Annotated in this window: 18 protein-coding genes and 1 pseudogene; 7 read left to right on the top strand and 12 right to left on the bottom strand. The window is 38.5% G+C overall.

Annotated elements, in window-relative coordinates:
* Window positions 1-21: 21 nt before the first annotated feature.
* Entirely contained in the window at window positions 22-963 is a 942-nt protein-coding gene (locus RT723_RS10900; protein WP_315947108.1) for a hypothetical protein, read from the top strand.
* Between the two features lie 118 nt (window positions 964-1,081).
* Entirely contained in the window at window positions 1,082-1,546 is a 465-nt protein-coding gene (locus RT723_RS10895) for a nuclear transport factor 2 family protein (RefSeq protein WP_315947107.1), read from the top strand.
* Between the two features lie 297 nt (window positions 1,547-1,843).
* Here RT723_RS10895 and RT723_RS10890 read toward each other — a convergent pair whose 3' ends face one another.
* The 7 genes from RT723_RS10890 to RT723_RS10860 form a co-directional block, all read right to left on the bottom strand.
* Complete coding sequence (locus RT723_RS10890) at window positions 1,844-3,472, bottom strand: B12-binding domain-containing radical SAM protein (protein WP_216054656.1); 1,629 nt, start codon at window positions 3,470-3,472, stop codon at window positions 1,844-1,846.
* Between the two features lie 190 nt (window positions 3,473-3,662).
* Window positions 3,663-3,833, bottom strand: a complete 171-nt coding sequence (locus RT723_RS10885; RefSeq protein ID WP_216054657.1) for a hypothetical protein — start codon at window positions 3,831-3,833, stop codon at window positions 3,663-3,665.
* 40 nt (window positions 3,834-3,873) lie between these two features.
* Window positions 3,874-4,443 carry a PepSY-associated TM helix domain-containing protein gene (locus tag RT723_RS10880; RefSeq protein WP_216054658.1) on the bottom strand — a complete coding sequence of 190 codons (570 nt, stop codon included), beginning with the start codon at window positions 4,441-4,443 and terminating at the stop codon, window positions 3,874-3,876.
* A complete protein-coding gene (locus RT723_RS10875; protein ID WP_315947105.1) occupies window positions 4,443-4,916 on the bottom strand; it encodes a DUF4920 domain-containing protein in 474 nt (157 codons plus the stop codon). Before RT723_RS10875 ends, RT723_RS10880 begins: the two co-directional genes overlap by 1 nt.
* A gap of 219 nt (window positions 4,917-5,135) precedes the next feature.
* Entirely contained in the window at window positions 5,136-5,573 is a 438-nt protein-coding gene (locus RT723_RS10870) for a hypothetical protein (protein WP_315947104.1), read from the bottom strand.
* A gap of 76 nt (window positions 5,574-5,649) precedes the next feature.
* Window positions 5,650-7,389, bottom strand: coding sequence for a sodium:solute symporter family protein (locus RT723_RS10865; protein ID WP_315947103.1), 1,740 nt, complete (start codon window positions 7,387-7,389; stop codon window positions 5,650-5,652).
* Window positions 7,389-7,640, bottom strand: coding sequence for a DUF4212 domain-containing protein (locus tag RT723_RS10860; protein WP_216054662.1), 252 nt, complete (start codon window positions 7,638-7,640; stop codon window positions 7,389-7,391). Before RT723_RS10860 ends, RT723_RS10865 begins: the two co-directional genes overlap by 1 nt.
* 265 nt (window positions 7,641-7,905) lie before the next feature.
* On the opposite strand from RT723_RS10860, the gene RT723_RS10855 reads away from it, so the two are divergent.
* The 3 genes and pseudogenes from RT723_RS10855 to RT723_RS10845 all read left to right on the top strand — a co-directional run bounded on the left by RT723_RS10855 (window position 7,906) and on the right by RT723_RS10845 (window position 13,996).
* Window positions 7,906-9,795 carry a DUF294 nucleotidyltransferase-like domain-containing protein gene (locus RT723_RS10855; RefSeq protein ID WP_315947102.1) on the top strand — a complete coding sequence of 630 codons (1,890 nt, stop codon included), beginning with the start codon at window positions 7,906-7,908 and terminating at the stop codon, window positions 9,793-9,795.
* Window positions 9,795-10,499 carry an exonuclease domain-containing protein gene (locus RT723_RS10850; RefSeq protein ID WP_315947100.1) on the top strand — a complete coding sequence of 235 codons (705 nt, stop codon included), beginning with the start codon at window positions 9,795-9,797 and terminating at the stop codon, window positions 10,497-10,499. Before RT723_RS10855 ends, RT723_RS10850 begins: the two co-directional genes overlap by 1 nt.
* A 54-nt stretch (window positions 10,500-10,553) precedes the next feature.
* Window positions 10,554-13,996: pseudogene (locus tag RT723_RS10845) on the top strand (PAS domain-containing hybrid sensor histidine kinase/response regulator).
* A 7-nt stretch (window positions 13,997-14,003) separates the two neighbouring features.
* Here RT723_RS10845 and RT723_RS10840 read toward each other — a convergent pair.
* The 3 genes from RT723_RS10840 to RT723_RS10830 are packed head-to-tail and all read right to left on the bottom strand — an operon-like array spanning window position 14,004 to window position 16,436.
* Window positions 14,004-14,732, bottom strand: coding sequence for an SOS response-associated peptidase family protein (locus tag RT723_RS10840; protein WP_315947099.1), 729 nt, complete (start codon window positions 14,730-14,732; stop codon window positions 14,004-14,006).
* A 46-nt stretch (window positions 14,733-14,778) separates the two neighbouring features.
* Window positions 14,779-16,035 carry a Y-family DNA polymerase gene (locus RT723_RS10835; protein ID WP_315947098.1) on the bottom strand — a complete coding sequence of 419 codons (1,257 nt, stop codon included), beginning with the start codon at window positions 16,033-16,035 and terminating at the stop codon, window positions 14,779-14,781.
* Complete coding sequence (locus RT723_RS10830; RefSeq protein WP_315947097.1) at window positions 16,023-16,436, bottom strand: LexA family protein; 414 nt, start codon at window positions 16,434-16,436, stop codon at window positions 16,023-16,025. Before RT723_RS10830 ends, RT723_RS10835 begins: the two co-directional genes overlap by 13 nt.
* A gap of 249 nt (window positions 16,437-16,685) precedes the next feature.
* Here RT723_RS10830 and RT723_RS10825 point away from each other — a divergent pair, with 249 nt between their 5' ends.
* Window positions 16,686-17,699, top strand: a complete 1,014-nt coding sequence (locus tag RT723_RS10825; RefSeq protein ID WP_315947096.1) for a transposase — start codon at window positions 16,686-16,688, stop codon at window positions 17,697-17,699.
* 235 nt (window positions 17,700-17,934) lie between these two features.
* Here the strand turns inward: RT723_RS10825 and RT723_RS10820 are convergent, their stop codons facing one another.
* Entirely contained in the window at window positions 17,935-18,588 is a 654-nt protein-coding gene (locus RT723_RS10820; RefSeq protein ID WP_315947095.1) for a response regulator transcription factor, read from the bottom strand.
* A gap of 4 nt (window positions 18,589-18,592) precedes the next feature.
* Window positions 18,593-20,476, bottom strand: coding sequence for an acetate--CoA ligase (gene acs, locus RT723_RS10815; protein WP_428983659.1), 1,884 nt, complete (start codon window positions 20,474-20,476; stop codon window positions 18,593-18,595).
* Window positions 20,477-20,781: 305 nt separating this feature from the next.
* On the opposite strand from acs, the gene RT723_RS10810 reads away from it, so the two are divergent.
* A complete protein-coding gene (locus RT723_RS10810; RefSeq protein WP_315947093.1) occupies window positions 20,782-21,813 on the top strand; it encodes a DcaP family trimeric outer membrane transporter in 1,032 nt (343 codons plus the stop codon).
* Window positions 21,814-21,967: the final 154 nt, after the last annotated feature.

Here is a 21,967-nt window from a genome sequence, read left to right as displayed (position 1 = left end):
GCATTAAGGAATTATCGAGAAATGTCTATTTCAGTGGAAGAAATTAAAACGCTTTGTGATAACTGGTGTGAGGCTGCATTACAACCTGGTGGTGGTTTTGTAATGGGGCATGAAACCGAAAAAAATAGATTGTTGGCGAATGGCCTTCAATTTCATGAAGTTGGTTTTGAAGAGTTGGTGGCTGCAATAAATGGTCTCTCAAAAGTCTTGTTACTACCAGGAATGAATACGGTTATTAATCAAGATCACTATGGATTATGGTCATGGTGTGGAGAGGTAATATTTTCTTATCACTCTGAATATTTTTCTCTAGAAGAAAGGGAAATAAGGTCACTCTTTGAAACATGCATAAGGGCTTCTTTATGTGGTTGTCGAAACCCATCATTGAATCATGAAGAATGGGAGAGACAAAACAACATTGCTCAGCAAATTCCACATAATACTCAGTATTTTATTCAAAACTCATCTCTATCCCTAGCATATTTAGCTTTTCCATTATTGGAAGCAGTCGTTAAAAGAGTCTGTCATCAATATATCGGTCTAGACGGAAAGGTGAAAGCTGAATTTACAATCGTTGGTAAAAATGGAAGAGATAGAAACTATGGGATTCAAGGAAAAGTTAGTAAGCAATGTTCAAGCCTTAGAGATTTGCTCTTTTTACTATATAACTATGTCGCTGATGATGAGTTAATTTGGCTACTAGATGAATTCAGATCCAGCATACAAAGATTAGATGAAGATACTGATCCATTTGACCTAATATACAAATGGAGAAATCAATCTTTGCATGGTACAACGAATTTCCAAACGATTGGCGGAACGCTTTTGAACTTGTCCCTTCTTATTTGTATATTCGATTTAAAAGAAGGATACACTGAGCTTAGGGATGTTATTCTACAGCAGTGTATTAGAGACTCGGAGTTCGGACATAGAAGCCCAAATTCCTTTTATCCGCCGTACTAAAAATGCTAACAAGGCAAGGCACAAGACCTCCGGTTACTGTCACCTTTTTTGCGGAGCAAAAAAAGCGCCATTAACCTCCGGCGTGTGCTTGCGGCGTTTGGCATACAAGGAGAGTTCAGTGAAAAAGTTAACTTTAGTATTTATATTCCTTATTTTGTCTTTTTCAATTTCTGCAAATGAGAAGTTCACTGCAGAACAGTTAATCGAAAAAGCAAAGGCATTTGTATCAGCCAAAAATGCACGTCAACAACCAAATACAACCATTAAAGAAATAGACCATTTTTTATCGCTATTATCTGATAATTTCATTGATGAGCATGTTAAATATAATTTTACGTATACTGATAAGTCGAAACTCCGTTCAGATTTGGTTGGTAAACTAAAAGATGAAATTATAAACAGCAATATTGAGATAAACGAAATTATGGTAGGGGCTAATGTTGTTTTTATTAAAATGACTGAAATAGGTAAAGTTAAGCCAGCACATCTAGATAAAACCATTGAATATAGTAAAACTAATATTGTCTCATTAGAGTTTAACGAATCAGGTTTAGTAAAGCATATCCGTCGACACCACGGTTGATGTATGCCATACAAGCGTCTTAACACCGACAATTTTTTGTTGTCATGGTTTTGTCAAACAACGCAAAAAGCCACCAAACTTGCTCACACATTATTCAGGCGTTAAATTTCAAACTCACTTTTGTCCATAAATTAATTAGAGTAAAGATATATCTTCGCTCTGTATTATCGGTCTGATTAGGGCGTTGCTTTCTCGAGGCTCGAGACTCGAAACTCCCAACTGCTCTTCGCTTTTCCTTACAGCTTACAGCTTACAGCTTACAGCTTACAGCTTACAGCTTATAGCTTCCAACTGCCCTTAACTCATATGCCTTTGTTGTCTTTGCAGTAACTTACTTTGGCTTTTTGATGCTACCTTTTCAACCGCGTATAAATCTAAGGTTTGGAAGTGGCTTTTTAGTTTTGACGCTGCGTAATCCAGTTCAATTTTTTCAATTACTTGTAAGTGTCTTTCAGGGAATAAAGCTTCTACCGCTTGGGAAATTAGCTCGTATAACTTTTTAAGATTGATCTTATGAGTTTGCCCTGTTTTTTCAAATATCCATTCAGCAATCGCAATAAAGTGATCAAATGGTTGATCAGCAATAATGATAGGTAGTGAATGTTTAAAGCGGCCTGAATTGCCAATCATGTCCCAGAAACGAGCAAAGCGATTTATGCGCTGCATGGTGGCAAAGTCTACTCTGTCTGTGCTTAATATATTAAACGGTGGCAAAGGGTTAAAACGTAAATCAAAGGTATTGGTATGCCTAATAATAGGACTGCCTTTTAACCGTTTTAATATCCCCAATTGAATTTCATGAGGGTAACAATGATACAGCTGATCAAAGCTATCTCTGAAGGTATCAAAGGTTTCACCTGGCAACCCAAAGATAAGATCCGCATGGATGTGCGCCGTTGTATTTTCTTTTAACCAAATTAGGTTTTCTTTAGATTTAGGGTTGTTTTGTTTACGACTTATATTGGCCTGAACCTCTTGATTAAAGGTTTGAATGCCAATTTCAAACTGCAAACTGTTCTCTGGGAACTGACTTAACAACTCTTTTAATTTTCTTGGTAGATGATCCGGTACCACTTCAAAATGCAGGTAAAGATTGTCATCCATTTTATCTAAGAAAAACTGCATGATCTGCATGGTGGTTTTTATGTTTAAGTTAAAGGTTCGGTCGATAAACTTAAAGTTTCTAGCGCCACGCTGATATAAAATTTCCATTTGGCCAAGAAACAAATCTAAATCAAATGGGTTGGAGGCGGTGTCTAAAGACGATAAACAAAACTCACACTTAAACGGGCAGCCGCGAGATGCTTCCACGTAAAGTAAACGGTTTTTTAAATCTTCATCGGTATAATATTGGTATGGCAGTTCAATATCATTTAATTCAATAGGCTTGGATTTTAAGATCTTTTGTTTAGGTTCATTGTTATTAATGATGTCTTTACATAGTTGATAAAAACTTAAATCAGCAGGGCCAGTTAATACGAAATCAGCAGTATTAACGATAGGTTGACCTTCCGTTTCATAACTCACTTCTGGGCCGCCTAATACGACTTTAACTTCTGGTGCGATGACTTTTAATAAGTTAACCACATCTGTGGTTTCGACTATGTTCCAAATATATACACCAAAACCAACAATGTCGGGTTTAGACTCTAATATTTGCTCAACAATATCCAACGGGCGTGCATTAATAACAAATTCTTGAATTTCACAAAACTCTTGTAATTCTTGTAAGTTAGCGTACAGATAACGTAAACCAAAACTAGCGTGGATATATTTGGCATTCAGGGTAGAAAGCACTATTTTGGGCGCAGATGGATCTATTTTGTGGCTAGTTACCGCACGTTGTTGTGCTGAATCTATTGAATCTCCGTCATTAACGCCAACTTGGGTGATGGTTAATTCTGGAGCATATTGTTGCACTGCCATGCTGAGCCTTAAGTACTTAGTATAATCTGGGTGGGATGATAAAGTTTTCTTACTGATTCAGCAATTAGACATTGCATAAGATCGCCTGAACTAGGCGATTATTATGGTGTATTGATGTTTTAAGTGAGTACAGGCTTATTTATTGGTGAGATGAAATTTTGCTTAGTCTCTATTTCATAAGCCTTTTTTATTAATCTTTTTTGTTTATGACCACTTCAATATTTTTAGTATCACCGGCAAACCATTTTTGCACATATATACTGCCGATAATTGGTGGCATGCCTTCTTCTGGCACTTCTTTGTAACGAACACTGTTCTTAGTTGCTTTTTCAAACTCAAATGTAACTTTTTTCTCAGACATCTTTTTTCCTAAGTATTCAATTAAAAAAGGTTAGGGTCATTTAGTACGAATATATTATGACAAATGCAGCAGGCACACAAAATCCAGCAAGCACTAATAATCCCCGTAAGCTTTTCACTCCATTTTTGCCTTTGACCATAAATAGGGCTGACAAGGCCAAATAAATCAGCATAGCGGCATACAGATCTGAAAAATAAGTCCAAGCGCTTTTGGCTTCGTTTAAGTGTAAGAAATTAAAGCTTTTTAATAAAAAACGAGGGGTAACTTGCTCTATAACGACATTGTTTTTTTGGGTATCAATAAGCAATGTATGATTGTGTTTGGTGAATATTTTGTACTTTTTAGGTGATTCCCAAAACCGAGCTTTGACCGAGGTATCAAGCTTCAGTTCTGACAATAACCAAGATTCAAAATCGTCATTGTCAATTTTGGTATTAATATCAGGAATGAAATGCCGTTGTTGGGTGACTTGATAATTAGGGTTCCAGTCATCCACATGATTAAGGGCGATACCTGATATGGCAAAAATAAGGGTTAAGCCAATACAAAAATAACCAATATCTCTGTGTAAACTGCGATTTAATTTAAACCAATTTATTTTAATAGCCATTAGTCTTTAATGGTGACACCCGTTGGCGACAATTCATAAATGGTCATAGCTTGGGTGACCGAATTAGCGTCAAATTGTTCGTCGTTTTCTTGGGCTAAATAGGCTAAATATTTTTTTGATTGTTCTAGGCTAAGTTCTAATGCTTTTAACTGACCAGTGGCATAAGCTACTTTGCCCATCGCCGCCATAGGAAACACCATATCGCCGTCACGGACTTTAATTCTTAAGGTTTGAAATTTTTTATCCGACGCTAACTCCATCCAACAACCACGTTTGCTACACACTTTAACAATGGCGCCTTCAACCGTAATCGGTGAACTCATGTAACGCTCTGGAGCGGCTAATATGCTCGATATTTTAGCGAGTTGTGTCATATCTGCGCCAGTACCAAAATTACGTTCAGCGTACGCCACATTGATTAACGATAAAGTAACGATGAGTATTACAGCAAGGGCCGTGTTTAAAAAGCGCATTTTATTTACCTTGTATAAAGTCGGTAGGTAATGAACGGCAAATCAATATTAGCCTTAAATTAAGAGAGCTGATTAATTAACAAATTACTTAACTAAAAGGGTAATAGGAAGTGCGTAGATTAATATTAACAGCCATATTAATCTTTTTTGCTTTGATTGCAAATGAGAATAGTTATCACCTTATGGTGCTAAATCGATAAATATAACTGCGCCTTATTTCTATAAGGTTTTTGAATAAAACTCACTTATATACTTGCCACCTTTAATCTCAGCAATCAGTCTTAATTTATATTGCTGACCTTTGTTGGCAATGAATTGGCGAAGTTGGGTTTCGTGTTTCCAGTAAAAGGGATTGTCGTGCATTTGCAGTTTTACACCAGTAGCCATTCCATTTTCATCCACCAAAAACAAGGTTGCTTTGGTCAGCTGGAAGGTTGAATTAATAAAGGTGGTCCCGTTTTCGTCATAAATACTGACTTGTAAATCGTCTGCTTCTAATACACATGATTTATTAATGATATCGCAATTATCAATAGGTAATAGTTGTACAACTTTATCTTCGTAGGCTTTGGTCTCAACATAAATGTCCGACAATATATAACCTAAAACGATTAACACTGGGGCAACAAATAACGCGACTTTTGTATGTTTGTTCATATTAAATCCATCAACTACTTATACCAAAAAAGGCCTCTATAAAGAGGCCAAAGATAGAAAAGGTAAACCTTAAATTTTAGTGATCATGTGCGCTAGCGACTTCGCCAACTGGTGATCTAAAGTTATCCACCATGTCTTGGATCTCTTTTGGCGCATCATCAGTAAATTGAAGGATAGCAAAGGCAACAGCAAAGTTTACGATTGCACCTACAGCACCAAATGCGTTAGGAGAAATTCCGAAGAACCAGTTTGGATCTAGGCTTCCTAAGAAGTCTGTTCCTTGGATAAACATAATGCCTTTATGTTGGAATACATACAACATAGTCACACCGATACCAGAACACATACCCCAGATAGCGGCTTGGCTATTCATGCGTTTAGAGAATATACCCATCATAAGTGCAGGGAATATCGACGACGCTGCTAAACCAAATGCCAATGCCACGGTTCCTGCTGCAAATCCGGGCGGATTGAGGCCGAGGTAACCGGCCACCAGTATAGATATTGTCATAACAACCCTACCCGCTAACAGTTCGGATTTTTCGGAAATGTCAGGGGTTAATACACCTTTCATTAAATCGTGTGACACGGACGAGGATATGGCTAACAATAATCCGGCTGCGGTTGAGAGTGCAGCGGCAATACCACCTGCAGCAACCAATGCAATAACCCAATTTGGTAAGTTAGCAATAGCAGGATTAGCAAGAACCATAATGTCACGGTCAACTTTCACCATTTCATTAGTTTCTTTGCTTGCCGTGTATTGAATTTTACCGTCGCCATTTTTATCTTCGTATTTTAATAGACCTGTTTTTTCCCAATCTTTAAACCATTGAGGGCGTGCTTCATATTCCAAATTTTGGCCTGCAACTGGTTCAATTGTATTCATAAGGTTTAAACGAGCCATCGCACCTACTGCCGGAGCAACAGTGTAAAGTAACGCGATAAATACTAGTGCATAACCTGCTGAAGAACGTGCAGCTTTAACAGATGGTACCGTAAAGAAGCGCATGATTACGTGAGGAAGACCCGCAGTACCAATCATTAGAGATAAGGTATAAGCGAACATGTTTAATGTGCCGCCCATGTTGTCTGTGGTGTACTCTTTAAAGCCTAAGTCAGTGACAACTAAATCAAGTTTGTCGAGTAAATACATACCGCTGCCGTCAGCTAAAGTACTGCCTAAACCAAGTTGTGGAATAGGGTTACCGGTTAGTTGTAACGAGATAAATACTGCTGGAATTGTATATGCAAAAATTAGTACACAGTACTGAGCTATTTGCGTGTAAGTAATACCTTTCATGCCACCTAAAACCGCATAGACCCAAACAACGCCCATACCTATGTATAAACCGTTATCATATTCCACTTCTAAGAAACGAGAGAAGGCAACGCCCACCCCTTTCATTTGACCTATGATATAAGTTAACGATGCAATTATTAAACAAGCAACCGCAACAATACGTGCAGTTTTAGAATAATAACGGTCAGCAATAAATTCAGGTACCGTGAACTTGCCGTGCTTACGCATATAAGGCGCAAGTAACATAGCGAGTAATACATAACCACCGGTCCAACCCATTAAAAATACAGAACCACCATAACCAAGGAAAGCGATTAAACCTGCCATTGATATAAACGACGCGGCACTCATCCAGTCGGCACCAATGGCCATGCCATTTTGCATTGGTGTAATGCCACCACCGGCAACATAAAAGTCACTGGTTGATTTTGCTCGTGCCATCCAGGCAATGGCAAAATACATTGCGAAGGATCCGAATACGGCGATATAGGTAAAGAGTTTTAACTGTTCCATTATTCTTCCTCCACATTATATTTTTTATCTAAGTCATTCATTTTCTTGGTATACCAAAAAATTAGACCTAAAAATGTATAGATAGAACCTTGTTGTGCAAACCAAAATCCAAGCTTGTAACCACCTAATCTAAATTCGTTTAATTGTTCTACTAGCAGTATTCCAAAACCAAATGAAACTACAAACCAGACAATTAAACAGATGAATATTAGGCGAAGATTTTCCTGCCAATATGACGTTTTATTTTCCACGACTCACTCCAAATTAATCTTTGTTAACTTCAAAGAGAAAATTCGTATATTAATTGTCGTAGAAAATTAACCTGTGACTTTCAACAACATCAATACACCAACCAACTAAAATTACATTAACAACGGCATTGAGTATGCGGTATTAAACTTTAGTCTAAAGTGATGATTTAATTGTTGTATATCAAACTAGAACCCTTTAAAAATAAAGCATGTGTAAAAATACATATAATGAAAATGTGTATATAAATTGTTTTAGGGAAGGGTTATGGGTAATGAACTGATAGAGCACTTAATGTTTGTACAGCAAATTCCGCCGTTTGATACTTTACCCAAAGCCACCGTACAGCAACTGGTCAAAAACATAACGATAACCTATGTTACTGCTGAACAAGAATTAACCACGACAGCTTCACTAAAAGGCACTATCTTATTAGTTAAAAAAGGGGTGTTAGCAAAAAAACAGAGTGGAGAAGAGTCCTCTGGTTCTGATCATCCTATAGAGACAATAGAAAAGTATTCGGATGGCGATCTTTGTCGTCAGCTTATCTTAAATGACGATGCTATCTTAGTCGTTGAGGAAGATGCGTTATTATATTGTTTATCACTAGATTCAATTCTACCGTTATTAAATGACTTTCCAGAGGTACTGCAATTTTTAACAGCATCGCCTGAAACTCGATTAAAACAAACCATTATTAGTCAACACGCTACAGAGTTAAGTGCCTCACCATTAAATAACTCATTGGTGGGTGATCTACTTTCTAAGTCAGCAGCGACCATTCCACAACATCACTCTATCGTGCAAGCAGCTGAAAAAATGACGGAGTTAGGTTATTCCAGTTTAGTGGTATTAAAAAATGAAGGCGCAACCCATTTAAGTGACTTAGGGATCATTACCGACCGAGATATACGGGTCAGATGTGTGGCTAAAAGTTTGCCTTTCACTTCACCGGTTAATGAGATTATGACCAGCAACGTCATCAGTATTGATGCCAATAGCCTTGCTTTTGATGCATTGATTATGATGATTGATAAAAACATTCATCACCTGCCAGTGACTAAAAACGGTCACTTATTTGGTGTGATCACAATTACCGACTTAATGCACAAAGAAGCGCAAAATGCAGCACATTTAATTAGTGTGATCCGCCGCGCAAAAACGGTGGATGAATTGGTTAAAGTGGGCGTTATGTTACCTGATCTTCAACTTAAAATGACCAAGTTGGGTATAGCGGGCTTACAAATAGGTAAAAGTATTAGTGCGCTCAGTAAAGCATTAACCATTCAGCTAATTGAGTTGGCTCAACAAGAATTGGGGAATGCCCCTGTGCCCTTTGCTTGGTTCTCCGCTGGTTCATTAGCAAGGCAAGAACAGTTGGCTTATTCCGACCAAGATAATGGCTTGATTATTAGTGACTCAGTATCACCGGAACAACTTGATTGGTTTAAACAGTTGGCGGACTTTGTTTGTGATGGGTTAAATTTATGTGGTTTTGTTTATTGTCCAGGCAATGTCATGGCCAGTAACGATAAATGGCGACAGACCGCCAGTGTGTGGCGTGAGTATTTTAGAACTTGGATAGACACGCCATCGCCTCAGGCGTTATTAAACTCAAGCATCTTTTTTGATTTGAGTTTGGTTTACGGAGACTCACAATTAATTGATGATATAAAACAATATGTATTGTCTAAAACCTCGAAGAGCACTTTGTTCTTGGCACATTTAAGTAAAAATATGCAGAGCAATAGACCACCATTGGGCTTTATTAGAGATTTTGTTTTAATCTCCAGTGGCGAAAATAAATCTACCATGGATTTAAAACATAACGCCATTGCACCTATTGTTGATCTGGCTCGAATATACGCACTGGCACTGGGTATTGAAGAGACGTCGACTATCGAAAGGCTAAAAAAAGTGTCGGAGCATAAGTTAGGTAATAGTGTGGTGAGCCGTTCTTCCGCGCTTAGTTTAATTGATGCCTTTGAGTTTTTAGTGCAATTAAAGTTAAGTTTGTATCTGAAAAAACATGGATCAAACTTACCGGTTAATAATTACCTGTCACCTAAGGATATTTCTCGGTTGGAACGCACACATTTAAAAGATGCGTTTAAGGTTATTAAATCATTACAAGATGTAAGACAGGCGGTACTCTAGTGTTTTTGGATTGGCTATTTACTCCGGCGAGCCATCAGTATGAGGCACGAAGAGTCGAGTTATTAAATAAAATAGATAAAAGCAATAATTTGTATGCGTTTTTGTCAGTGCCTATGCCCGCATTAAACAGCGAATTGTCTTCGGTGGAAATAGTGTCTGTGGATTTTGAAACAACTGGATTGGATGCGGTAAAAGATAAACTGTTAAGCATAGGTTGTGTAAACATGGCTCAAGGACAAATCCAACTTGGCAGTTGTTTTCATGAGATCATCGCAATAGAACAACCTTTGTCGGCTGATAATGTAGCAATACATACAATTACAGATAATGAAACTCAAAATGGCAAGTCACTAAAACAGGTTTTTGATGCATTTTTAATGAAGATTGCAGGAAAAGTTTTATTGGTTCATTTTAATCAAATTGAACGCGAATTTATTAAACAAGCCTGTATTGAATTATATGGTGTTGCGCCCGTTATACCTATGATAGATACTTTGTGTTTGGCTAAAAAAGAGTTTGCTCGTCAGGACTTTCCATTTGATCCACAAGATTTAACATTAGAGAATTTAAGAAAACGAGCTCAATTGCCATTTTACCAGCAACATCATGCACTTTCTGATGCGATTGCAACCGCAGAGCTTTATCTCACTATGATAAAGCCAAAGTGCGCCGCCAACATGCAATTAAAAGATGTGTTAATTTAATTGCGTTTTTAAATGTGTAATCAATTGTGTGTGCAATATTTTAAGGAAGCATGAATGACCATTTTGATAATAATTGCATCAAGTATATATGCAGGGCTGATGTTTATTATCGCTCGATGGGGCGACAGAACTAATAATCCGTTATCACAAAAGATCACACATCATCCTTTTATCTATGCGTTAGCACTTGGCATTTATTGCACAAGTTGGACGTATTTTGGCGCGGTAGGTACTGCATCAACAGACGGTTGGCAGTTCTTACCTATCTTGTTGGGGCCTATTTTATTGTTATTGTTTGGGTATCCGGTTTTAGAAAAGCTGGTGCAAGTATCCAAAAAACAAAATGTGACTTCTATTGCCGACTTTATTTCAGCCCGTTATGGTAAACGCCAACAAACCGCTTTATTAGTCACGGCGATAGCGACGTTAGCGATCATTCCATACATAGCACTACAACTTAAATCCATTAACGCCAGTTTCTCTGGGTTAACCTTGGCTAACGACAGTGTTGGTACTGGCGAATCAAACTCTGCATTTTTAGCCACCTTGATCATTGCGCTCTTTGCTATTTTATACGGAGCCAGAAAAGCAGATGTGACAGAATATCGGTCTGGGCTTATATTTGCGATTGCGTTTGAGTCCTTGTTTAAATTATTAGGATTGGTGGTTTCTGCGAGTATTGCGTTAACCTTATTTTATGATTTTGAAATTGTAAATCTTCCTCCCATGCCTGAGGAGATCTGGTCAGTCGATCGATTTTTTACCACTGACTTTATTGTTCAAACCTTTATGGCAGGTGCTGCAATATTATGTTTACCACGTCAGTTCCATGTCATGGTGGTGGACAATAGTGATTCTCAAAACTTACATACCGCCCGTTGGTTGTTCTCTTTGTATTTAATTTTGACCGCTGTGGCGATTATTCCTATTGCATTAGCGGGTCATTACTTCTTATTAGATACTGGGGTTAATAAAGACATTTATACAATGCAGTTGCCTATGTTCGTGAATAGTAACTGGGCTACCTTGTTTGTATTTTTAGGGGGGATATCGGCGGCCAGTGCGATGATCATTGTCGCGACGTTAACGCTCAGTACCATGATCACAAATGACGTGTTTATGCCCTTGTTGTTAAAACGAGACAGCCGTCAAATCATTGCTCAAGGGCGTTATCAATCTAGGGTTGTGCGATTGCGTCAGTTTACCATAGGTGCCATTTTACTCTTGTCTTATGCTTATTATCAGTCGTGGGCAAATCAGGCAACGTTACATAGTATTGGTTTGATTGCATTTTCTTTGGTGATCCAATTATTACCACCTATTGTGGGAGGCTTATATTGGCGAAAAGGCCATGCTAATGGTGTTTATGCTGGTTTGTTATTAGGCTTTTTAAGTTGGATGATGTTTTTACTTATGCCATTGGCCTCAGCCAGTGATGTGGTTGATCACAGCGGTATTATTAGCCAAGGGGTTATCATCAGTTTAATTGTGAATGCGCTTGCTTATTATGTATTTTCGTTAATGGCTACTGAGCGATTAATTGACAAAATACAGGCTGCTGCTTTTGTTCATCCCAATGTTAAAGTGCCAATTGGCCGCCAAAAGTTAGTTCATACCAGCGCCAGTGTAAAAGACTTAACCGACTTATTGTTAACTTTCTTGGGGAACAGTCGGTGCGAGCAATTGCTGATGGAATATGAACAAGACCAAGAAGAGCTTGCCGCAAAAGAAGGTACGGTAGCGGTTAAGTTAAAAGACCAAGAAGAACTCACCCATCATTTTGTGGAATATTGTGAGCGGATGTTAGCTGGGGTATTAGGGGCATCATCAGCACAGTCATTAGTAAACATTTTGTTATCCGGCAAGCAGTTAGATGTGGAAGATGTGGTTAACTTTTTTGATGACACCACCTTAGCGTTAAAAACCAATCAGGCTATTTTATTTAGCTCGTTGGAAAACTTAAGTCAGGGTGTCAGTGTTATTGACCGTGACTTGAACTTAGTGGCTTGGAATAAACAATATTTAGAACTATTCGATTACCCAAAAGAAATGGTCAAAGTGGGGTTGCCTATTAGAAATCTCATTCAGTTTAACGCAGAACGGGGAGAATGTGGTCACGGTGATATAGATGAATTAGTCAATAAACGCCTTTCACATTTAAAGAGCAGTCAAAAACACAGCTTTATTCGTAGACGCGGTGATGGGCGAGTTATTGAAATGAACGGTAACCCACTACCTAACGGCGGTTTTGTAACGAGTTTTAATGACATAACCAGTTTCGTTGAAACCGAACAGGCACTGAAAGACGCCAATATCAACTTAGAACATAAAGTGAAACGCCGTGTTGATCAAATAAGCGAAATCACTCAAGAGTTAAAATTAGCCAAACAAGAAGCCGAACAAGCAAACGCATCTAAAACGCGATTTTTAGCCCTTGCCAGTCACGATGTTTTACAGCCGCTTAATGCTGCTCGTTTGTATTTATCGTCGTTAAGTGAAGACTCACTGACAACAACACAACATCAAACCTTAGATAAAGTTGATCAATCATTAAATGCGATGGAAGGGTTGTTAGCAACCTTGTTAGAGATTTCAAAACTAGAACAAGGTGCGTTGATCCCCACGTTTAGTCATTTTAAATTGAGTACGGTATTGCGGCCACTATGTGATGAAATTGCACAACAGTGCCAACAAAAAAACATCAAGTTTATAGAGCATTGGCGTGACGTAGTTGTGTTTTGTGATGCAACTTACTTGCGACGAATATTACAAAATTTCCTTTCTAATGCGGTTAAGTACACCGAAAAAGGTAAAGTTCTCATTGGTATGCGCTTGGAAAAAAATGCGATTAGAATAGAAGTTTGGGATACCGGAGAAGGGATTTCTATACCGGATCAAAAACACGTTTTCCAAGATTTTTCAGAACTCATTCGGGCAGCATTAAAGGGTTAGGCTTGGGGTTAGGTGTGGTCGACCGTATGAGTGAACAACTAAAATGTCCAATAAAATTAAACTCAACATTGGGGAAAGGTTCTTGTTTTGGTGTGTCTATTCAATTGGGTCAGGCTAACCAAGCAGAAGAAACACCTCAGTTTGCCTTACACGAGTCGAGTCAGTTTAATAAAATGAACGTGATTTGTGTGGATGATGAATTACAGAACTTAGATGCGATGAAGTCATTATTAGGGAAATGGAACTGCCAATGTTTATGTTTTTCTAGTGTTGAGCAATTGAGTGAATATTTACAATTACCGGATTGTGTTCGCCCAGACGTGTTACTGATTGATTACCAACTTGAACCGTCGACAACATCGGGATTAGATCTTATCCAACAAATGCGTTTGCATTGGCAATTGGATATTCCTGCGGCACTGATCACTGCGGTGAAAGAAGAAAGTCTAAAAGAAACATGCAAAGGTTTAGACGTACGTTATATGCCAAAACCATTAAAGCCGGCCGCGCTTAAATCTTGGTTAAAGAGTTTAGTACAAAGGTAGGACTGAGTCATAAGTGGTAACTAAGAGTTGTGTCTTGGTGGATTAATTGCTGACTCGATATACCCTTATATAAACTTGGTTTGTCGATTTGTTGCGCTACTAACGACTGAGGAAGTTTGGGGGTTAATAAGTCATTAAATACCTCTACATTACTGAACGAGCTATCCAACCACAGGTCTATAGTATTGTCATTTTGCGGCAAGATCAGAGGCATCGCCTTTGAGTGTATATGTTTAAGATTGTCATGCGGCGGAAGTGTAATGACTGAACAGGAGGTTGTTGTTTGTCCTGTTTGTGGGTGAGTCCATGTTCGGTATAAACCACCAAAAGCGATTGCTTCACCTTCCATTGCGGTCATGTCGTAATAATGTATTGGTTTTTTATTAACAAATTCGGTTTCACCAAAACCGGTTGCTGGAATGATGCAACGACTTTCTCTAAAAGGTATAAAACCTGCAGTTCTTGGGGTATTTAGTTTGTCGTATCGGGTATTAAAAGACGTGTATTTGGACGGCTTAAACCCGGTATCAGTTTTATCCAGCAATAACCACCATGTGGCACTTTCTGCACACCTTTGTCTTGTTCCATCTTTTACCGTTTCATGCACTATGGAGACTTGATCGGTTGCTCTTACAAAACGTTGGTTAATCACAGGTGCAGCGTAAAAATTAATATTAAGTTGCTGGTATAACTTTTCTAATCCATTTGAGTAATTAAGGTTTAATCGACCGCACATATTTTATTCTCTTTTCTGTTTTATCATTAGCATGTCATTGCATACTTTAGCACTGAATTTTGGGAATATCGCTCCAGCGAGTAGTGTATCTTGGACTTAAAAAGGCACGTTTCATTTCCCATGTTTTGGTTTGTTGTTCGCTGGCTAATTTAATTGTGCCTTTACCAAACATTTTGTTGATTGAATCTATACTCCCCATTAACTTTTTGTTATCTAAAGTTGGGCTAAATAAATCCCCTTGCATATATTGTTCAGAAACCAGTTCAATGGCCCCTATCCCTGCTTTATAAAAACGCACACCTGGGGCAAAGATATGAGGCAATATTTCATTAACCGCATTGGCTAATACTCTAGAGTCACTGGTTGGTACTGGAAAGTCGTATAAAAAGCTGCGTTTATAAAAGTTGCCTTCGTGTTGTGAGCTATGGGCAAATACGACCAAACGTTTAGTCATTGAACCTTGTTGCCTCAGCTTTTTAGCAACAATAGAGCAATGAGTGGAAAGCGCGGCTTTTAAGTCGTGAATGTTCGTGACTCGTTCACCAAAACTTCTTGTACTGAATATTTCTTGTTTTGCCTGCTTAACGTCATCCCACGATAAACAGACTTGCCCATTTAATTCCTCAACGGTGCGTTCAACCACCACGGAAAACTGTTTACGCATGTGTTTAGGGTTTTGTTTTTTTAAATCTAACGCGGTATGAATATGCATCATGTTGAGCTTTTTACCGAGTCGGCCACCAATTCCCCACACATCGGTTACGCTCATTTTGGCAAGTATTTCATTGGCAGAGTGGTCATCGTCAATAACGGCAACCCCATTATAACCCGCTAACTTTTTAGCGGCGTGATTGGCGGCTTTTGATAATGTTGGCGTAATACCAAACCCGACACCAACAGGCAGTTTGGTTTCGCGCCAAACTGCTAATCTAATCTCTTGACCATAAGCGTACCAATCATTAATGATGGATTGAAATCCTGTAAACTGTAGAAAGCTTTCATCAATAGAATATATGTATTGGTTGTCACAGAAACGACCAATTACACTCATCATTCGACTGCTTAAATCGGCGTATAATTCATAGTTTGAAGAACGAATTACAACCTGATGTTGTTGTAAAAAATTTCGTAATTTGAAGTAAGGTTCAAATTTAGGCACATTCAGTTTTCTTGCTTCTGGGCTCACGGCACATACACAGCCGTCGTTGTTGGTTAATACAACAACTGGGCGTTTTCGTATACTTGGATCAAACACCTTTTCCGCGCTCGCGTAGAAAGCAACAGCATCAACTAAAGCAAACAAGATAATAACTCTCGGCTTTTACGATGTAACCTGACAGAGCGGGTGACTACACCTTCGATTTGAAATTCATCCGCATCGGATATGGAAACAGGACGATGTTTTGCTGAAGCTGATAAAAGCTGTTTTCGTTGTTTATCAATGATTTTACAAACAAAGTTACCGTTGTAATTGGCAACAACAATATCACCTTGAGTGGTAGTCTCTGATCTATCAACAATTAATAAATCACCATCAAAAATACCAACGCCTTGCATAGAGTCGCCATTTGCCACACCGATAAAGGTAGCGTTAGGGTGTGTGATCAGTAACTCATCTAGGGATAAGCTAAGTTCTGTGTATTCAGCTGCTGGAGATTCGAATCCGGATATTCCTGCTTCTGCATAAATGGGGATGACTTTCATTTTTAACTCATAGAACTGTTCATACATACAGTATAATATAAGTTACAATTTATGGATAAGAAAATAACAGAGACACCCACTCAAATTTGACAGTCATAGAAACTAGGCTACATTCCTTGTACCTATATCGATACATGATATTTTAGAGGTTACAGTAAAATAACAGAGACACCCACTCAATTTGACAGTTATAGAAACTAGGCTATATTCTCTGTACCTATATCGATACATGGTATTTAAGAGGTTACAGTGCCTAAACCAAGAAAAAGCCAAATAAGCTTAGAGGATACGCCTTATTATCATTGTATATCTCGTTGTGTCCGTAGGGCATTTTTATGCGGTGAAGATAAATTAACTCATCAATCTTATGAGCACAGAAGGCAATGGGTAAAAGATAAAATTGAACAACTCACACAAGTCTTTGCTATTGAAGTTTGTGCCTATGCGATTATGAGTAACCACACACATCTTGTGTTGCACATCAACAACCAAGTTACATGCCATTGGACGACCGATGAAGTACTCAGGCGTTGGCATAAACTGTTTAAAGGCACATTGTTAACACAACAATACCTATCTCAATGTCAACTAAATTCAGACGAGTTAAGTCATAACACTTTAACCCAGCTCACCAAATCTGAGCTATTAACCATAGAGCAAACGGCACAAGTGTATAGGCAACGGCTAATGGATATCAGTTGGTTTATGCGAGTATTAAATGAAGGCATCGCGAGACAAGCCAATAAAGAAGATAGCTGCACAGGCCGTTTCTGGGAAGGGCGCTTTAAATGCCAAGCTCTACTGGATGAAACCGCATTACTCGCATGTATGGCTTATGTTGATTTAAACCCAATCAGAGCAAAAGCCGCAACCACGCCGGAAACATCGGATTTCACAAGCATACAAGAACGCATCAAACAGGCAATTCATAATCAACAACCAAATAAATTAATGCCCTTTAGTTGTAACCCTCAAATCGATATACCAAACATATTGCCATTTGAATTAAGTGAATACATCGAACTCATAGAAACAACGGGACGGTGCATAAGAGAAGATAAAGCAGGGCATATAGACAAACAACTTCCCGCCTTAGTAACGCGTTTAAACATAAGGCCAGAGAACTGGCTTACCATCACGAAGAAGTTCACCAAAGTATTCCATGGGGCGGTAGGACATGAGGATGCATTACAACACTTTTGTGAGAGCCAACAACTAAAACGACGGCCAAATGTATCAAGCTGTCAAAGGTTGTTGTCTTAAACCTTTATACTTAAAACATATCAGGAATAACACCTTATCAGAACACTCTGAGATAACTTAACACCTACCATTTAGGACGAGCGTTAAAAGTTACTCAAAATTCTAAATTCAAGTAGACGATAAAGCTTAAAATCCAGGATGTCATAGAAATACAAAAGCGATTACACCATTTGGGTAAACACATGCTTGAATTTGAAATTAAAGTGGGTGTCTCTGTTAATTTGAGCCTTCTGATTTAGTTACTAGATACACTTGGTTCTAATTGTAACTTTTCAGCTAACAGTACCGCTTGTGTTCTATTATTTATACGTAATTTACGGAATATTGCGGTTATATGCGCTTTAATCGTTGCTTCTGTAACATTTAATTCGTATGCGATTTGTTTGTTTAACAAACCTTCGTGTAATAAGTACAACACTCGGTATTGTTGTGGTGTTAGTTGTGCAACACGGTTAGCTAAGTCGAGATCATCGCTAGATAAGGCCTGAATTTGATGAGCAATTCCTGGTGGAAGCCAAGTATCACCTTCTAAAATATTGTTGATCGCTTGGGCTATTTGCACCGAAGATGAGGATTTCGAAATAAATCCCATCGCACCAAACCCCATGACTTTTGAAATAATATCAAGTTGATCTGAACCAGAAATTACCGCAACAGGTAATTCCGGATAGTCTTCTCTAATTCGAATTATGCCATATAAATCACCGCTACCAGGCATGTGTAAATCGAGTAATACTAAATCTAAATCGTCGTGATTTTCTATTTGTTGGATAGTTGACTCAAGGGAGTCTGATTCAACGATACTCAATTCAGAAAATTGAGTTCGTAAGGCGCCAATTAGCGCCTCACGAAATAATGGATGGTCATCTGCTATTAAAAAGTTAGCCATATTTTCATCGATTTAGTCGATTCTCGATGATGGTATCCACCACACTTGGATCGGCTAAAGTAGATGTATCTCCTAATTGAGCATAATCATTTGCTGCGATTTTTCGTAATATCCGGCGCATAATTTTGCCACTTCTGGTTTTTGGTAAACCATTAGTCCATTGGATCATATCTGGCGTTGCAATTGGGCTGAGATCATGGCGAACCCATTCACGTATTGCTTTGGTTAAGTCTTCCGTTACTTCTGTTCCAGATATTGGCGTTATGTATACGTAGATACCCTGACCTTTAATGTCATGAGGATAACCAACAACAGCTGCTTCTGCGATTTTTTCGTGTGCCACTAGTGAACTTTCAATTTCAGCTGTGCCTAGTCGGTGGCCTGAAACATTAAGTACATCATCAACACGACCTGTTATCCAATAATAACCATCATTGTCGCGTTTACAACCATCACCGGTGAAATAGACATTTTCATAAGCAGAAAAATAGGTTTCTTCAAAGCGTTTATGATCACCATATATAGTTCTGGCTTGTCCTGGCCAAGAATCTTTAATGATTAAGTTACCTTCGTTTTCACCTTCAAGTTCATTACCTTCAGCATCGACTAAGGCGGGTTGAATACCGAAAAATGGGAAGGTTGCCGATCCTGGTTTTAATTTTGTTGTGCCCGCAAGTGGAGTGATCATGGCGCCACCGGTTTCGGTTTGCCACCAAGTATCGATAATTTCACATTTAGACTTACCAACCACATCGTTATACCAATGCCAAGCTTCAGGATTAATCGGCTCGCCGACGCTGCCCAAAATACGCAAAGTATCACGGTGTGAATCTTGAGCCGCTAAGTTCCCTTTTGCCATCAAGGCACGTATTGCGGTAGGGGCGGTGTATAAAATATTTACTTTATGGTTATCAATGATTTGACCAATACGTCGTTCGTCAGGGTAGGTTGGAACCCCTTCAAACATAAGGGTTGTTGCTCTATTCGCAAGAGGGCCGTAAACAATATATGTATGCCCTGTAACCCAACCAACATCGGCGGCACACCAATACACTTCACCTGGTTTGTAATCAAAAATCATTTGGTGAGTCAGTGATGCATAAACTAAATAACCGCCAGTAGTATGCACTAACCCTTTTGGCTGACCAGTTGAACCTGAGGTGTATAAAATGAAAAGGGGATCTTCTGCATCCATTGGTTCTGCAGGACAGGTCACAGCACAATTTTCTGTTAGTTTATGCCACCAAATTTGTTTATCTAATAATGGCATTTCTACATCGTCGTGATTAAAAATAATTGTCTGTTCAACACACGTCACGTCATCTCTTGCTAAAGCTTCATCAACATTTGCTTTTAATGGCAAACTTTTCCCGCCACGTTTACTAATGTCAGAGGTGATCACGATTTTTGCTTCACAATCAATAATACGGTCAGCAATGGCATGTGGAGAGAAACCGGCAAAAATAACAGAATGAATTGCACCTAATCTGGCACAAGCTAACATAGCGTATGCTGCTTCTGGCACCATTGGCATATAAATAACAACACGGTCACCTTTATTAACACCAAGTGATTTTAAACCGTTAGCTAATTTACATACTTCATCGTGAAGTTGTTGATAACTAATGTGTTGGCTATGACCAGGACTGTCAGCTTCCCAAATGATGGCCGTTTCATCAGCATGTTGTGATAAATGACGGTCAATGCAGTTGCTCGACACGTTAAGTTTGCCGCCAGCATACCAATCAATATTAACATTGCCTTTATTAAAGCGGGTTTGTTTAACTTTAGTGTATGGCGTCATCCAATCTAAACGTTGCCCTTGGGCATCCCAGAATTCATCTGGGGTTTCAATAGAAGCTTTATATAACTCTTTATATTGCTCCATTGTTAAAGGGTTTGATTGATTATGATTAATCTTTGGAATTGAATATGATTTAGAGGTCATAATATTGCACCTGATGAGTAAATTTAGATTACGTGTATTTTTAGACACTCGGCCATTTTTATGAATTAGACCTTAGTCGAATTGGGCATTGCGATGGTATTAGACCTTAGTCGAATAGACTAATAGCTAATTGCTCAATTAATGTTCTTTTCAAATAATGAATCTCGAAAAAGATAACTAAATGGCTGCGTAATGACTTCTGTTGGCAGCTCATCAGTTCATAATCAATGACTAGGGATGCAACAATGAAAAAAATAATAAATGTATTAACGTCAGCCAGTTTACTATTTAGTGGCCTTTCTTATGCTGCTTACGAATTTAAAGTAAATGATGAAGAAACCATTAAATTTGGTGGTTTTGTTAAAATTGATGGCCGACATGTAGATGGTAACGTGGCGTATCGAGATTTTTGGATAGGCAGTGGTTCAGTATTGGCTGAAGATGCCGCCCAAACTAAATTTTTTGCGAACGAATCTAGATTTAATACGACTTACACTAATAATGGTGTGACCGCATTTATTGAAATGGATTTTTATGGCGGTGGCGGCACTGAAACCATTTCTAACTCTTCACATCCTAGACTACGCCACGCGATGATTAAGTATGAAGACTTTGTAATAGGCCAAACTTGGACCACCTTTATGAATACCAGTGCGTTGGCTGAAACCGTTGATTTTGCAGGTGCAATGGTTGGCGAAGCCTTTGTACGAAATACTCAGGTGAGATACAGCAAAAATGGTTGGTCAGTCGCATTAGAGAATCCAGAATCATATGGTGGCGATACAGCCAATGATTCTATGCCTGATATGATTGCAAAATATCAACATAACGCCGACTGGGGTAATGTGTCAGTGGCCGGTTTAGTGAGACAGTTAACAACCACTATGGGTGAAACTGAAAGCGCTTTTGGCGTTTCAGTTGCGGGTAAAGTCAAAGTAGCAGATAAAGACGATTTTAGATTTCAATTCCATCAAGGTAATTTAGGTCGTTATGTTGGTGTTGCAGCCGCACAAGACTTGGTTGGTGAAGAAGTAGAAGAATCGACCAGCTTTATGGTTGCGTATCGTCATTTTTGGACTGAATCAACTCGTAGTTCTGTATTTTATGGCAACATAACCACAACAGAAAGCGATGTCGATAGATCTCATTGGGGTATCAATGTATTCAAAAACTACACACCTAAGTTTTCTGTTGGGGCCGAGTTAGGCAACTTTGAAATGGCTGAAGCAGATGCGGATTCAACTTATATGCAAGTATCTGCAAAATTTGCATTTTAATTTGTTAGCTGAATTGGCCAGTGTTTGTTAACAGTGGCTACCGCTTTATAAAGATCACAAGTCGTTTGAAATACTCACTCAACTTGTGATCTTTTCTATTCATATCTTTTTTCTTTGGATTGTTCGATTTGTTCTGTATTTTGTGTGGTAATAA

The organism is Psychrosphaera aquimarina (genome assembly GCF_032461525.1).
Lineage (GTDB): Bacteria > Pseudomonadota > Gammaproteobacteria > Enterobacterales > Alteromonadaceae > Psychrosphaera > Psychrosphaera aquimarina.
This window is presented reverse-complemented; position numbering and strand designations above follow the sequence as displayed.